Raw genomic sequence first — 12,423 nt, forward strand, 5'->3', positions numbered from 1 at the left:
AACGGGTCTTTCAGAATGCATTATTATATTGAGTTCTTAAATTTCCGGCAAGTTGCAGATGAAAGTTTTTGAAACCCTGTTCAAGGGGTACTGGCAGTTCGGGTTCAAAACCCGGTTGTACGATGGGCTTTGCCCGCAGGCCTATCACGATTCCATCAAAGCCGCGGCGGATATAGTTGCCCCTGTTGAGGGTTCGGCCGTTCTGGATCTGGGATGCGGTTCCGGACTCCTGGTGAACCACCTTGGGGCAAACCGGAATGGGGGCCTGAAATACGTGGGTACCGATATCCTTCCATCCGGCCTGCAACAGCTCCGGCAGAAGGCATCGCTTCTTCCGTCGTTTCCTCCCGTGCGCACGTATCAGGCGGACATGCTGGCTGAGTGGCCGTTGAAAGCGGAAACCTTCGACTGTGTCGTCGCCCATTTTTCCGTGTATACGCTGGCCCGGGCCGAAGACCGGATGCAGGTGTACCGGCGTATTGCCGGGGTTTTGAAGACCGGCGGGCGTGCCATCATCTCCAATCCATCCGAGACCTACAATGGCCACCGAATCATCAAGCACAGTGTACGTTCGCAGAAAGGAAGGATGTCTTTGCTGGAACACCGGGTGAAACGCTTTCTGTTCTATCCCCTCACGCTCTTGCTCGGGCTGCGCCACATCCAGCATCAATTGGAAGCGGGAGTGTGGCACGCGTACAATCGAGACGATTTTCGCCGGGAGGTTGAATCGGCGGGCCTTTCCGTGGAGGAGATCAAACCGGTTTATGCGGACTCCGGTTACCTGCTGGTGGCGCGTAAACCCTGACCCTCTTTGCGAACACGGTTGACCAGGTTGTGCGCGAGCCGTGTCGGCTCCGGGATGCGGTAACGCGGCGAGACGTGGAGAACCCATTCGAGTGCCGAGGCAAGATCGGTTTTATGCCCCACCGAGACGAAAATGGGTTTGCAGTTTTCACGTGTTCGCAGGACCGCCCCCAGCGTTTCCCCGTTTTTTCCTTTCAATGGTGTGTGTGACCCCTTCTTTGTTCCGGGTTCGCGGTGTTCCCCGACCAGGCGACTTTTGGCACAACCCACCGCCGGGCAATCCAGAAACAATCCCAGATGCGAGGCCAGTCCCAAACCGCGCGGATGCGCGATGCCCTGTCCGTCCAGCATGATCAGATCCGGCGGGGGATCGATCTGTTCGAACACCTTAAGCAACAGCGGCGCTTCGCGGAATGACAGGAGGCCCGGCACGTAAGGAAAATCAATCACCCCCTTCTGTGTGTATTCCGCCACCACTTCCAGCGAGTTGGCATCCAGCACCACCACGCCAGCGTAAGCCGGGCCACGTGAGTGCGACAGGCTGATATCCGCTCCGGCGATGAGTTTCGGACGTTGTTTCAAATTGGCTGATGTGTTTATGCGCCGGGCGAGGGCTTTCTGGATGCTGATGGCTTCTTTGGGAGTGACATCCCAGCGGTGAAGTGAATGGATCTTCATGGGAGGCGATCCGGAATAGAAAGGGACGGGTCCGCCGGCCGTTGTTCTGGAAACCGGCATTCAGGGCAAATGAGTGACCGTGTAAAAAGAAAGCCCCGCCAAAACGGCGGGGCGCTCAATTTTTACAGCCGTGCGGCTTTTTTCAATGCCGCAGCCTTGTCCGTCTTTTCCCAGGTGAACTCCTTCTCGGTACGACCAAAGTGACCGTACGCGGCAGAAGCCCGGAACCGGGGTTTCCTCAAGTCCAGCGTTTTGATGATGCCCGCCGGGCGCAGATCGAAATGTTCACGGATGAGTTTTTCGATGCGATTTAGGTCGATCTTGTGGGTGCCGAAGGCATCGACAAACACGGATACAGGTTCGGCCACGCCGATAGCATATGCCAACTGCACTTCGCAGCGCTCCGCCAGCTTGGCGGCGACGATGTTCTTGGCGATGTAACGGCCCATGTAGGCTGCGGAGCGGTCAACCTTCGACGGGTCCTTGCCGGAAAACGCGCCCCCGCCGTGGCGGGAATAACCGCCGTAGGTGTCGACAATGATTTTGCGTCCGGTCAAACCACAATCGCCCTGCGGACCGCCGATCACAAAGCGGCCGGTGGGGTTGATGTGGATTTTCATTTTCTTGGCACGTAATTTTTCCGGAATGATGGGGTTGATCACGTGCTTGATCAGGTCTTCCTTGATCTTCTTGTTGCTGACCTTCGGTGCGTGCTGGGTGGAGATGACAACGGTTTCCACCCCGACCGGTTTCCATTCATCATAGCGGACCGAGACTTGCGACTTGCTGTCCGGGCGCAAGTAGGGCAGTTTTCCGTTTTTGCGAAGTTCGGCCATTTTCTTTACCAGCTTGTGCGAAAACAGAATCGGCGACGGCATCAGCTCGGGTGTTTCATTGGTGGCGAAACCGAACATCATGCCCTGGTCGCCCGCACCCTGTTCTTTCTTGTCGTCGTCCACGCCTTGCGCGATGTCCTGGGACTGCTTGTCCACGGTGACGAGCACGCCGCAGGATTTATAATCGAAACCCATCTCGGAATCGTTGTAACCGATTTCCTCAATCGTTTTGCGGGCGATGGCTTGGAAATCGAGCTGGGCGTTGGTGGTGATTTCTCCAGCGATGACCACCAGACCGGTGGTCACCATGGTTTCACAGGCAACCCGTGACAGTGGGTCCACCTTCAGGCATTCGTCGAGAATGGCGTCGGAAATCTGGTCAGAGATTTTGTCGGGGTGTCCCTCGGACACCGATTCGGAAGTAAACAGGTAATTTCCTATGCTCATATTGAATCCTTATGTTCAATGGTTCATATCAAAACTAAAAACAACTGTGTACCGGATTTCTGATGGAATCAGCTAATGGGGAGGGGGAGTTTCAAGATATTTTTTCACCAAACGCGAGATCCCGGTCGAAATCCGACGGAAAGCGGGTACGCATTTCGTTGGTGATAAACTGGTTGACCTCCTCAGCAGTGGACAGGCTCAACGCGTGGTCCGCGATTTTCCGGGCCTCGTCCAATGTGACCTTCCTCAGAATTTTTTTCACCTTGGGTATCGAATGGGGTTCCATGCTCAATTCATGGACCGTCCCCAACCCAAGGAGAAGGAATGTGGCCATGGGGTCGCCGCCCATCTCTCCACAAATGGCAACATGCTTGCCTTTTTCTGCAGCGGTCTCAAAAACCTGTCGAAGAATTTTAAGGACCGAGGGATGGTAGGGCTGATACAGATGGGCCACATTCTCATTTACCCGATCAACGGCGAGCACGTATTGTATCAGATCATTGGTACCAATACTGATAAAATCCACTACGCCGAGGATCGAATCGACCGTGAGGGCGGCGGAAGGTGTTTCAATCATTGCCCCTACGGGGATTTTTTCATCAAAAGGAATTTGTGCGCGTTTCAATTCTTTTTTTGCCTGTTCGAGGCAGTGGTTGGCCTCCCGCACTTCATCCACGCTTGTGATCATAGGGTATAGGATTTTAACGCGCCCGTAAAGGCTGGCTCTTAGAATCCCTTTGATCTGCCGGATAAACACGTCCGGCTTTTTGAGGGAAAGACGGATTCCGCGCAGACCGAGGGCCGGGTTGGCCTCGGTTTCGTGATCGAGATGGTATAACTGCTTGTCCGCACCGATATCCAGCGTACGAATGACCACGGTGTAGGGTTCCATGGCCTGCACGACGCTCTTGAAATTGGCGTACAGGTCGTTTTCCGTGGGCAGGGAATTGGCACCGAGATACAGGAACTCGGTCCGGTACAGGCCGATGCCTTCGCCGCCGTATTTGCGAACCGCCCTGGCTTCGTGCGCCGATTCTATATTGCCCATCAATTGAACCGGGTTTCCGTCCATCGTCTCCGATTTGAGAGTGATGTTGTCGAGCAGTTTCTTTTCGTAACGCAGGTAGTTTTTTTGTTTTGTCCTGAAATGGTTGAGGGTGTTTTCATCGGGATTGACGATCACCTCGCCCTCGATACCGTCGATAATGACCATGTCTCCGGAGTTAACGTACTCGGTGATGTTGGGGACGCCGACGACAGCGGGTATTCCGAGAGCCGAGGCGAATATCCCGACATGCGAGGTTTTGCCTCCGACCTCTGTCGCCATCCCGAGAATAAAAGCCCGGTTCATCACAATCGTGTCTGAAGGACTGAGGGCATGTGTGACGATGATCACGGGTTCATCGATGTCCACCAGGCTTTCCTGATGATGGCCGATGAGGTTCTTGATAACGCCATGAACAACAAGATCCAGGTCGTCGCGCTTGCCTTTCAGGTAATCGTCGTTGATGTTGTTGAACAGGCTGGTGAATTTGTCGAGAGTGCGGCTCAGGGCCCATTCTGCGTTGATTTTGTCCTGTTTGATGTTGTCAATGGTTTCATTGACCAGAAGGTCGTCTTCAAGCAGGAGGGTGTAGGTGTCCAGGATGATGGCGTATTTTTCAGCTACCGAACCCGTGCGTTGTTTGATGTCGCGAAGCTGGTCCTTGGACATTTGAATGGCTTCGCGAAGGCGCGTGATTTCCGCCGAGACTTCATTATCGGCGAGACTGCGCTTGACCACGCAGACTTTGGATCGGTCCAGCAAATATGCCTTTCCGATGGACACTCCGTTTGAAACCGGGATACCGGGGTATTTGCTCATAAGTTCTTTTTAAAAGGGGTTGGCCTTTCAATCATATAAATTTCGCGTCTTCCTCTTCGATCAGGGAGTAAATTTCCGTGGTGTCATGAGCTTTCAATATCGCTTCGCGCAGGGATTCGATTTTAAACAGCCGTGCGATTTTTGCCAGGGCCTTCAGGTGCAGTCCGGTTGACGACTCGGGTGCCAGAAGCAGGCATATAAAATGCACTGGCTTCTGATCCAGTGACTCGAAATCGATACCATTCACTGACCGGGCGAAAACCGCTACAATCTTATCCAGGTTTTTGACCTTGGCATGAGGCAGGGCAACATTTTCTCCTATTCCGGTACTGCCCAGTTTTTCGCGCTCGATCAATGCAGTGAGAAGATCGTTGCCGTCTTCCACTGCGCCTCTTTTTTTCAAAAACTCAACCAACTCAGCCAAGACCCCCTTTTTGTCGGAAGCGGACACGCTGGAGAGAACGAAGTCTTCTGTTATTATTTCGCTGATTTTCATGAGAATGTCAGAGTCCGGTATACAGGTCAGGGGGAGATATTCATTCCAGCTGCTTGTCTTTTTCTTCCTGGCTTTTCTTTATTTTTTTACTTTTTATTTTTTCCCTGTGTTTGTTTACTTGTTTTTCAATTTTTTCGATAGCCTGATCGATTGCCTGGTACAGGTCGTCGGTCTCTGATTCGCTGTGTGCGGTTACGCCTTTCTCCTTTAAGGTGATTTCAGCAAAATGGCGATGCTTTTCGACAGCTAGAGCAACATGGACGTCGGCAGAGTCATCGAGGTTTCTCAAGGTCTTGTTCAATTTTTGGGTCAAATGGTCTTCCATTGCCTGCGTGATTTTCAACTGGCGCCCTGAAACCGTGAGTTTCATGGATCGATTCTCCTGCAAAAGGCCGAGTGAATAAAAGGTAACGAATTTAGCCTCAACTCCTCAAAATATCAAGCAGGGTGGGGGCCTTCAATAAAATTTTTTCCGTTTGCTTGCTGCTGGAATATTCAATTCTTTCCGGTACTTGGTCACCGTCCGGCGGGCAATCTTGGCGTTTTTCTTCATGAGGATTTCCACCATCTCGTCGTCTGTATAGGGTTTTTTCTCATCTTCTTCCTGGATGATTTCCTTGATCATGGTTTTCACCCGGATGGAAGATAGATTGTTGTCCCCGGTATAAGACTTGATGCCACTGTGGAAGAAAAACTTGAGTTCGAAGATTCCCTGCGGGGTGTCGATGTATTTGTTCGTGGTGATGCGGCTTACAGTGGATTCATGCATCTCAATGTCCTGCGCGACATCGCGGAGCACCATGGGCCGCAGGTGTGCGAGGCCTTCATCCAGAAATTCTTTCTGCAGCTTGATAATGCTTTTACCCACCTTGTAGATGGTCTGTCGCCTCTGGTCGATGCTTTTGATCAACCACATGGCTGAGCGGTATTTGTTTTCCAGGTATTCTTTTGTCTGGCTTTCCTTTGAGCTTTGGAGGAGGGTCTGATAATACGGGCTGATGGTGATTCGCGGAATGCCCTCGTCGTTGAGGGCCACGTCGTATTCGCCGTTTTCATTTTTGACGACCACCAGGTCCGGAATGACGTAATCCGTTCCCTCCGAACTGAAATTGTATCCCGGCTTGGGGTCCAGGTTGCGAAGCACCTTCACTGCTTCGATGATTTCCTCTACCGGTAACTTCAGATCGTTGGAAATTTTCTGGTAGTACCGCTCGTCAATTTTTTCCAGGTATTTGTCAATAAGGGTTTCCAGGGTTTGGGACCGTTCGGGAAGGGCCTGTGCCTGGATCATCAGGCACTCCTTCAGGTTTCGGGCGCAGACGCCCGCCGGTTCGAACGTCTGGATTATTTTCATGATGCGTTCGACGTCTTCCAGCGTGCTGTTGCTTATCTCAGCCAGTTCGGCGGGTTCCGCCGTGCAATAACCATCATTCTGGATGTTGCCTATGATGCAGGCTCCGATGAACTTATCCTCGTCGGTATCGACAGCCAGGCTCAATTGCCAGTGCAGATGATCGGTGAGGGACGGCTCTTTCTTGTAAGTGGCTTCAATCGAGGGGCGTTCCGGCGCGGCTTCGGCAGTGGGGCTGGGACCGTATTCGTAGTTATCCTGTAAAAAACTTTCCCAGTCCACCTCCTGTTCGACCGGGTCGTTCTCCTCTTTCTTGTCACCATCAATGGGCGTTTCACCAAGAGAATCGAGGAGATTGTCTTCCGGGGTGGTTTCGGGGTCGTTTTCGTCGTCTTCCAGAAAGGATTCTTCTTCAATGATTTCTTCCAGAACCGGATTGTCCACCAGTTCCTGCCGGACCAGTTGGGCGAGTTCCAGGCGCGCGAGCGGCAACAGCTTGATGGCCTGCTGAAGCATGGGAGTCATCACCAGCTTCTGGGCCATCTTCAGATTCAATTTCATTTCCATGGCCATAAGCGCTACCGTATCTCTGTTTTAAAAGGTGAACTTCTCTCCCAGATAGACTTCTTTCACCTTCTGGTCCTGAGCCACCTTTTGTGGTGGGCCCGAGGCGATGATTTTTCCTTCGCTGATGATATAGGCGCGGTCCGTGATACGGAGTGTTTCCCGCACGTTGTGATCCGTGATCAACACGCCGATACCGCGCTGCTTCAGTTTTTCCACAATCAATTGAATATCGGCCACCGCAATCGGGTCAATCCCCGCAAACGGTTCATCGAGCAGAATGAATACAGGGGAGGTTGCCAGAGCGCGGCTGATCTCCACCCGCCGACGTTCTCCGCCGGACAATGAATACGCCATGGCATTGCGAATGTGCAGGATGTTGAACTCTTTCAGTAACGCTTCCGCTTTGCGCTGGCGTTCCCGTACCGGCAGGTTCATGGATTCCAGGACCGCAAGCAGATTCTCTTCCACAGTGAGCTTGCGGAATATGGAAGGTTCCTGCGGCAGATAACTGATGCCCCGTTTCGCCCGGGCGAACATCGGCTGGGCGGTGAGATCCTCCTTATCCAGCAAAACCCTGCCGCGGTCCGGCCGCGTCAACCCCACCACCATGTAGAACGTGGTGGTTTTGCCCGCTCCATTGGGGCCGAGGAGCCCGACGATTTCTCCCTGCCTGAGTTCGATGCTGATTTCGTTGACCACCTGCCGTTTGCGATAGGCCTTGACCAGGTTGACCGTGCTGAGGGTCTTCACGGCGGTCCGTCTTGGGGGCGTCTGTGTCGGTTTCAATTTTTTTTGTCGACCTTTTTCAGTTCGGAATCCTTGGGGAACAGGATCAACTTGACGCCGTTGGTGACTTCGAAACGGTCTTCGTTCATGTAGAAAATCATCTCCGGTCCTTCCAGGATGTTTTCGTTTTCCCATGCAGTAGCGTGAGGCGTGCCGGTCAGTATCATCTTCTGGTCTTTGTCGTAATAAACCGCTTTATCGCCGCGGGCTTTTTTGGTGCCTTTCACCACGTCCACATTTTCCAGCGCGATGATTTTCTCCAGTTCCTGGCCTTGACCGGGATCCTCTTTGCCGGGGGAGGAGCCGGACTGGGTAGTGTCCCGCGGCTTGGTGTACACCTCCAGGATCTTCGATGTCAGTACCACGTCCTCCCAAGTGCCCCGTACGTTTCCGATGAAAATGATCTTTCGGCCGTTTTCTTCAGTCCGCATTTTCTCCGAGGTGATCTCCAGCCGTTTCGGCTCCTCCTTTTTTGGAGCTTCTTTCTGTGCCCAGGAGGGCCCCCCGGCTATCAGCAAAAATCCGATCGCCACAGAGGCGAGATTGTAGAAAAGTTTTTTGAAATAAAAGTTCACGATCCGTTGACCGAGGTCTGGGTTCCGGACCGTTTCCGGTCCATGTATTTCTGGACAAAGTCGCCCAGTTCAGCAGTGAACCGGACATCCCCTTCCAGGTAGATGTCATTCGTTTCCTGGTTCATGCGGCCGGTCCGGGCGGATATATGCGATTCGTGGTCTTCGTCCAGAAAATAGGTTACATTCACGTCCTTGAGCTTGACGACCTGCTGCTCATTATTGATCGTTGCTTTTTCTGCCTTTAAAATCCAATCTTTACGACCATTATACTCATTTTCTACCTTAAAGTTTTGGATCTGGACGTCGATGCCATTTTCGGTTTTTTCGATGGAGATGGGGAGAGGGTTGTTTTCCAGGCTGGAATAATAGTTAGCGCCAAAAGAAAACACCAGAGCGAGGATGGAGACAAACAATAATTTCCTGATTTTATTGGTCATTTTTGGCTGAGTGCCCCTCTATGCAAAGGATATACCAACCTGAAAAATATGCCACACGAGCCGTTCATTGTAAAGCAAAAAGGGGGTGGCTGGCCGGGGTCTCCGGATGGGGAGTCAGGATGAGGGTGCGGTCGTTTTCCTCCTCGATTTGCAGTCGGACATCGACCCGATGGCCAATCGGAATAATGGGTGGCTGGTCCGTTTTCTGATCGGGAAACAACTTTTCGCCCCACTCGATAAGCGTGACGCCCTCCCCGAAAAGGTAGTCTTCCAGCCCGAGGTCGGCCAATTCTCCCTCGGATTCGATACGGTACAGGTCGATGTGGTAAATGGGCATGCGGCCCCGGTATTCGTTGATGAGGGTGAAGGACGGACTGCGGACATACTGGTCCGGGGGTACCTCCATTCCCTGTGCGATGCCCTGAACCAGGGTGGTTTTGCCTGTTCCCAAATCGCCGAACAGGAGAAGAATATCCCCCGGCTTCAAAAGGCGGCCCATGCGTTGCCCCAGGTTTTTCGTGTCTTCAGGGGATCTGGAAGAAAATCGCATATTACGACTGGACCTGTTGCAGGGTTTGCGGCAGGGCTTTCAACAGGTCCCCGGCGATGAGGCTGGTCTCGCTCATCTCAGCGGCCACGCGATCTCCCGCCAGTCCATGGAGGTACGCTCCGGCGATGGCGGCATCGGGTCCGCTCAAGCCCTGGGCCAGGAAACCGGCAATCATGCCGGTCAGCACGTCGCCGGTGCCGCCGGTTGCCATGCCGGGGTTGCCGGTCGGGTTGATACGGATTCGCCCGTCAGCCAGTGCCACCAGTGTAGGGGCACCTTTCAGCAGGACCGTCACACCGTGGGTCTGGGCGAATTCGCGGGCGGTGTCGATGCGCCGCGACTGCACGGTTTTTGTGGTGGTGTTGATGAGCCGGGCCATTTCCTTGGGGTGCGGCGTCAAAACCGCTTCGGTTTGGATACGGTCGAGAACACCCGGAAGTTTGGCCAGGCCGTTCAGGCCGTCTGCATCGATGACCACCGGGCAGGCGATTTGTGGCAGGAGGGCTTCCAGAAACGCCAGCGCTCCCTTGTGCGTGGAAAGACCGGGCCCGATCGCCAGCGCCGATTTGTTTTTGAGATGGGAAAGACACAGGTCCACCGCCTCCGGTGCCACTGAGCCGGAGGGCGTTTCCGGCAGGGGCAGGGTCATGGCCTCCAGCGGATGAAACTCCAGCGCGGCGTTGCAGGATTCAGGAATGGCGAGGGTGACGAGTCCGGCTCCCGCCCGGAGGGCGGCCAGGGCCGTCAGGCCCGCAGCGCCTCCCTTGCCCCTGGACCCGCCGATGACCAGCCCATGGCCATAAGTTCCCTTGTGGGTGTTGCGCTTGCGTTTGGGCAGGAGTGAGGCGATATCGGTTTCCTCCACCAGTTCCACTGTGATGTTCTGTTCCTCCACCGCCCGCCGGGGAATGCCAATGTCGAATTGCACAATTTCTCCCATCACCTCCGCCGCGGGATAAAGCAGGTGACTGCGTTTGAATAGAGCCAGGGCCGCGGTGAGGTCCGCCTGCACGCAGGGCCCGTTGATCTGCCCGGAGTCGGCGTCGATGCCGGAAGGAAAGTCCACCGCCACCACGTATTTTCTCGCGGAGTTGATCTTTTGGATCAGTTTTGCGTAGAGGCCGCCTGCGGGTTTGGACAGGCCGGTGCCGAACAGGGCGTCCACCAGGATGTGGGAATGGCGGAGGGAATGGTTCTGTGAGTTGAGGTTGCGTTCGTTCATCTCGGCAACGGGTATCCCGATGGCGACGGCGATGTCTGCATTGGTTCTGGCGTCGCCTTTGAGATCGCCTATCTTGCCCGCGAGAAGAACCCGAACACTCACGCCCGCCTGGTGCAGGTGCCGGGCGATGACGAATCCGTCCCCGCCGTTGTTGCCCTTGCCGGCCAGCACCGCGACCTTTTTGTCGGCGAGATCCGGAATGCGCGTGAACATGAGGTCCACCACACTGCGTCCGGCGTTTTCCATGAGAACCAGACCGGGGATCTTGAACTGCTCGATTGCCGTTCGGTCTGCCGCCTGCATTTCCAGAGCTGTCGCAACTTTCTGCAATGGCCGAATCCTTTTTTACATTTCAGGAAAGGGGTGGGTCCACCCGTCTCGGCATATTGTATCTAATTTGGCGGGCAAGACGGAGATCAGACGTATACGGGGTAAGGGTAATCCTTGGCGATCTGCAACTCCATTTCTTCCTGGCAGGGCATGAGGCCGTTGATGGCCCCAAACTGGCACGGGCAGGTGTAACCCAGATCCTGCTTTTCCTTGCCTGATAGGCGGTTGTAGGCATCTTCCGTCAGCAGAAAGACGGTATTGAAAAAGTAATCGTCCACGAACTGTTCGAAATAGATGGGCTTGCCCTGCATTTCAGGGAGCGACTTCAGCTTTTCCTGTGGACTGTCGTGATTGTAGTTGTAGGCGAATCGATTGAGCCCGTCATACAGCAGGCTGAAATGATAGGTGTTCATGTGGTACCAGTGATCGTGGTCCTCCAGCCCTTCAATGAGGATTTCCAGAAGTTTGCGGAGCACGGGCATTTCTGCAAAGCGATGGGACCGCGGATAAAATCCGGCAAGGTCGTCACGCCAGAATTCCTGCGGGTGGCCCTCGATCAGGTTCAGGAGCTCCACCTCCTCGTCCAGACAGGCTTTGACAAAGTGATAGGGATCGAATTCTGTGGAGAAATCCTGCACGGTGGAGAGGGCCAGCAGTTCTCCCTGTTGTTTCCGGTAAATGTTGTTTTTGAAAATCAGCATGGATTTCCCCGCACCTTGTTTTTGTTTAATTTAGCATAGCTTGGAAAGGCAGAAAAGGGGAGCTTTTTAAAGACTGAGCGCACCGGAAGCGTATGGATTTCCCGGGTGCGGCGTGAGGGAAATCTCTTCCGGCCCGGGAGGCTGGGCGTTGATCACCATTCCCATCGTCGGGTCTTCCGGTCGTTCCGGGTCATCCTTGGGGACGACCGCGCCAAAGTAGGCGTGGTCCAGTTTTCCGAGTTGACGCCGCTCCTGCGGGGTCATTCCGTTGTAGCGTTTTGCGGAGATGAGAAAGGCGGTGTTGAAAAAAAACTGGTTGAGGAAATGGTTGAAGTTGATGGGTTCTCCACCTAACTCCGGAATCATTTCCTGGCGCCTTTTGGGGTCGCTGTAACTGTAGTCCTCGACGATCTCCTGAAGGGCGTCGTACAGGTAGCAAAGATGATAGCAGTTCATTAAATACCAGGTGCGGGTGTCGAGCAATCCGTCCAGAAGTATTTTAGACAGTGGATCCATTACCGACAGCCGGCCAAAGCGGGTGGCATGGGGGAACAGCACCCTGAGCTTCTCAAAGCTGGTAGATTCCTCGTACCCGGTGAGTTCTTCAATTACTTCCCGCCCGGCAGTGAGGGCCTTGTGGATCAGGTGAAACGCGATCGGCTGGGGCTCTTCATCCCTGCCGTAGGGCCTGAACTCCCCATTGGGCAGTGCATCAAGCGGATGAAAATATATATTTTTTTTGAAAACCAGCATATCCCGGAAGGGGGGCTTGTGCGTTC

General features: G+C 53.9%; 14 protein-coding genes. 1 reads left to right on the plus strand and 13 read right to left on the minus strand.

The features are described 5' to 3' along the window. The first annotated feature begins 58 nt into the window (after positions 1–58). On the plus strand, positions 59–805 hold the full coding sequence (locus tag ACTRXA_RS01155) for a class I SAM-dependent methyltransferase (protein ID WP_442425372.1): 747 nt from the start codon (positions 59–61) through the stop codon (positions 803–805). Here ACTRXA_RS01155 and nfi read toward each other — a convergent pair. From nfi to ACTRXA_RS01220, 13 genes are all read right to left on the minus strand, one after another. Then, positions 778–1,482 carry a deoxyribonuclease V gene (gene nfi / locus ACTRXA_RS01160; protein ID WP_442425373.1) on the minus strand — a complete coding sequence of 235 codons (705 nt, stop codon included), beginning with the start codon at positions 1,480–1,482 and terminating at the stop codon, positions 778–780. The two genes, ACTRXA_RS01155 and nfi, sit on opposite strands and share 28 nt — an antisense overlap. 122 nt (positions 1,483–1,604) lie before the next feature. Beyond that, positions 1,605–2,765 (minus strand): methionine adenosyltransferase, encoded by a 1,161-nt coding sequence (metK, locus tag ACTRXA_RS01165; RefSeq protein ID WP_442425374.1) that lies wholly within the window; start codon positions 2,763–2,765, stop codon positions 1,605–1,607. 91 nt (positions 2,766–2,856) lie between these two features. Beyond that, positions 2,857–4,629, minus strand: coding sequence for a phosphoenolpyruvate--protein phosphotransferase (gene ptsP, locus ACTRXA_RS01170; protein WP_442425375.1), 1,773 nt, complete (start codon positions 4,627–4,629; stop codon positions 2,857–2,859). Positions 4,630–4,660: 31 nt separating this feature from the next. Next, on the minus strand, positions 4,661–5,125 hold the full coding sequence (locus ACTRXA_RS01175; protein ID WP_442425376.1) for a PTS sugar transporter subunit IIA: 465 nt from the start codon (positions 5,123–5,125) through the stop codon (positions 4,661–4,663). A gap of 40 nt (positions 5,126–5,165) precedes the next feature. Further along, positions 5,166–5,495 (minus strand): ribosome hibernation-promoting factor, HPF/YfiA family, encoded by a 330-nt coding sequence (gene hpf, locus ACTRXA_RS01180; protein WP_442425377.1) that lies wholly within the window; start codon positions 5,493–5,495, stop codon positions 5,166–5,168. 87 nt (positions 5,496–5,582) lie between these two features. Then, positions 5,583–7,037 carry an RNA polymerase factor sigma-54 gene (rpoN, locus tag ACTRXA_RS01185; protein WP_442425378.1) on the minus strand — a complete coding sequence of 485 codons (1,455 nt, stop codon included), beginning with the start codon at positions 7,035–7,037 and terminating at the stop codon, positions 5,583–5,585. A gap of 33 nt (positions 7,038–7,070) precedes the next feature. Then, complete coding sequence (gene lptB / locus ACTRXA_RS01190; RefSeq protein WP_442425379.1) at positions 7,071–7,793, minus strand: LPS export ABC transporter ATP-binding protein; 723 nt, start codon at positions 7,791–7,793, stop codon at positions 7,071–7,073. Between the two features lie 32 nt (positions 7,794–7,825). After that, positions 7,826–8,404 carry an LptA/OstA family protein gene (locus ACTRXA_RS01195; RefSeq protein WP_442425380.1) on the minus strand — a complete coding sequence of 193 codons (579 nt, stop codon included), beginning with the start codon at positions 8,402–8,404 and terminating at the stop codon, positions 7,826–7,828. After that, positions 8,401–8,841: an LPS export ABC transporter periplasmic protein LptC gene (lptC, locus tag ACTRXA_RS01200; RefSeq protein WP_442425381.1), complete on the minus strand. Its 441-nt coding sequence runs from the start codon at positions 8,839–8,841 to the stop codon at positions 8,401–8,403. Before lptC ends, ACTRXA_RS01195 begins: the two co-directional genes overlap by 4 nt. Before the next feature lie 64 nt (positions 8,842–8,905). Next, positions 8,906–9,391, minus strand: coding sequence for a tRNA (adenosine(37)-N6)-threonylcarbamoyltransferase complex ATPase subunit type 1 TsaE (gene tsaE / locus ACTRXA_RS01205; protein ID WP_442425382.1), 486 nt, complete (start codon positions 9,389–9,391; stop codon positions 8,906–8,908). Position 9,392: 1 nt separating this feature from the next. Beyond that, positions 9,393–10,943: an NAD(P)H-hydrate dehydratase gene (locus ACTRXA_RS01210; RefSeq protein ID WP_442425383.1), complete on the minus strand. Its 1,551-nt coding sequence runs from the start codon at positions 10,941–10,943 to the stop codon at positions 9,393–9,395. Between the two features lie 86 nt (positions 10,944–11,029). After that, a complete protein-coding gene (locus tag ACTRXA_RS01215; protein WP_442425384.1) occupies positions 11,030–11,644 on the minus strand; it encodes a hypothetical protein in 615 nt (204 codons plus the stop codon). 66 nt (positions 11,645–11,710) lie between these two features. Continuing rightward, positions 11,711–12,397, minus strand: coding sequence for a hypothetical protein (locus ACTRXA_RS01220; protein ID WP_442425385.1), 687 nt, complete (start codon positions 12,395–12,397; stop codon positions 11,711–11,713). Between the last annotated feature and the right edge of the window lie 26 nt (positions 12,398–12,423).

Source organism: Nitrospina sp. P1_D6, from assembly GCF_052156615.1.
Lineage (GTDB): Bacteria > Nitrospinota > Nitrospinia > Nitrospinales > Nitrospinaceae > Nitrospina.

Excerpts from the sequence above, each read along its gene's own strand:
- ACTRXA_RS01155 (WP_442425372.1), top strand. The coding sequence starts at position 59 with ATGAAAGTTTTTGAAACCCTGTTCAAGGGGTACTGGCAGTTCGGGTTC.
- nfi (WP_442425373.1), bottom strand. The coding sequence starts at position 1,482 with ATGAAGATCCATTCACTTCACCGCTGGGATGTCACTCCCAAAGAAGCC.
- metK (WP_442425374.1), bottom strand. The coding sequence starts at position 2,765 with ATGAGCATAGGAAATTACCTGTTTACTTCCGAATCGGTGTCCGAGGGA.
- ptsP (WP_442425375.1), bottom strand. The coding sequence starts at position 4,629 with ATGAGCAAATACCCCGGTATCCCGGTTTCAAACGGAGTGTCCATCGGA.
- ACTRXA_RS01175 (WP_442425376.1), bottom strand. The coding sequence starts at position 5,125 with ATGAAAATCAGCGAAATAATAACAGAAGACTTCGTTCTCTCCAGCGTG.
- hpf (WP_442425377.1), bottom strand. The coding sequence starts at position 5,495 with ATGAAACTCACGGTTTCAGGGCGCCAGTTGAAAATCACGCAGGCAATG.
- rpoN (WP_442425378.1), bottom strand. The coding sequence starts at position 7,037 with ATGAAATTGAATCTGAAGATGGCCCAGAAGCTGGTGATGACTCCCATG.
- lptC (WP_442425381.1), bottom strand. The coding sequence starts at position 8,841 with ATGACCAATAAAATCAGGAAATTATTGTTTGTCTCCATCCTCGCTCTG.
- tsaE (WP_442425382.1), bottom strand. The coding sequence starts at position 9,391 with ATGCGATTTTCTTCCAGATCCCCTGAAGACACGAAAAACCTGGGGCAA.
- ACTRXA_RS01215 (WP_442425384.1), bottom strand. The coding sequence starts at position 11,644 with ATGCTGATTTTCAAAAACAACATTTACCGGAAACAACAGGGAGAACTG.
- ACTRXA_RS01220 (WP_442425385.1), bottom strand. The coding sequence starts at position 12,397 with ATGCTGGTTTTCAAAAAAAATATATATTTTCATCCGCTTGATGCACTG.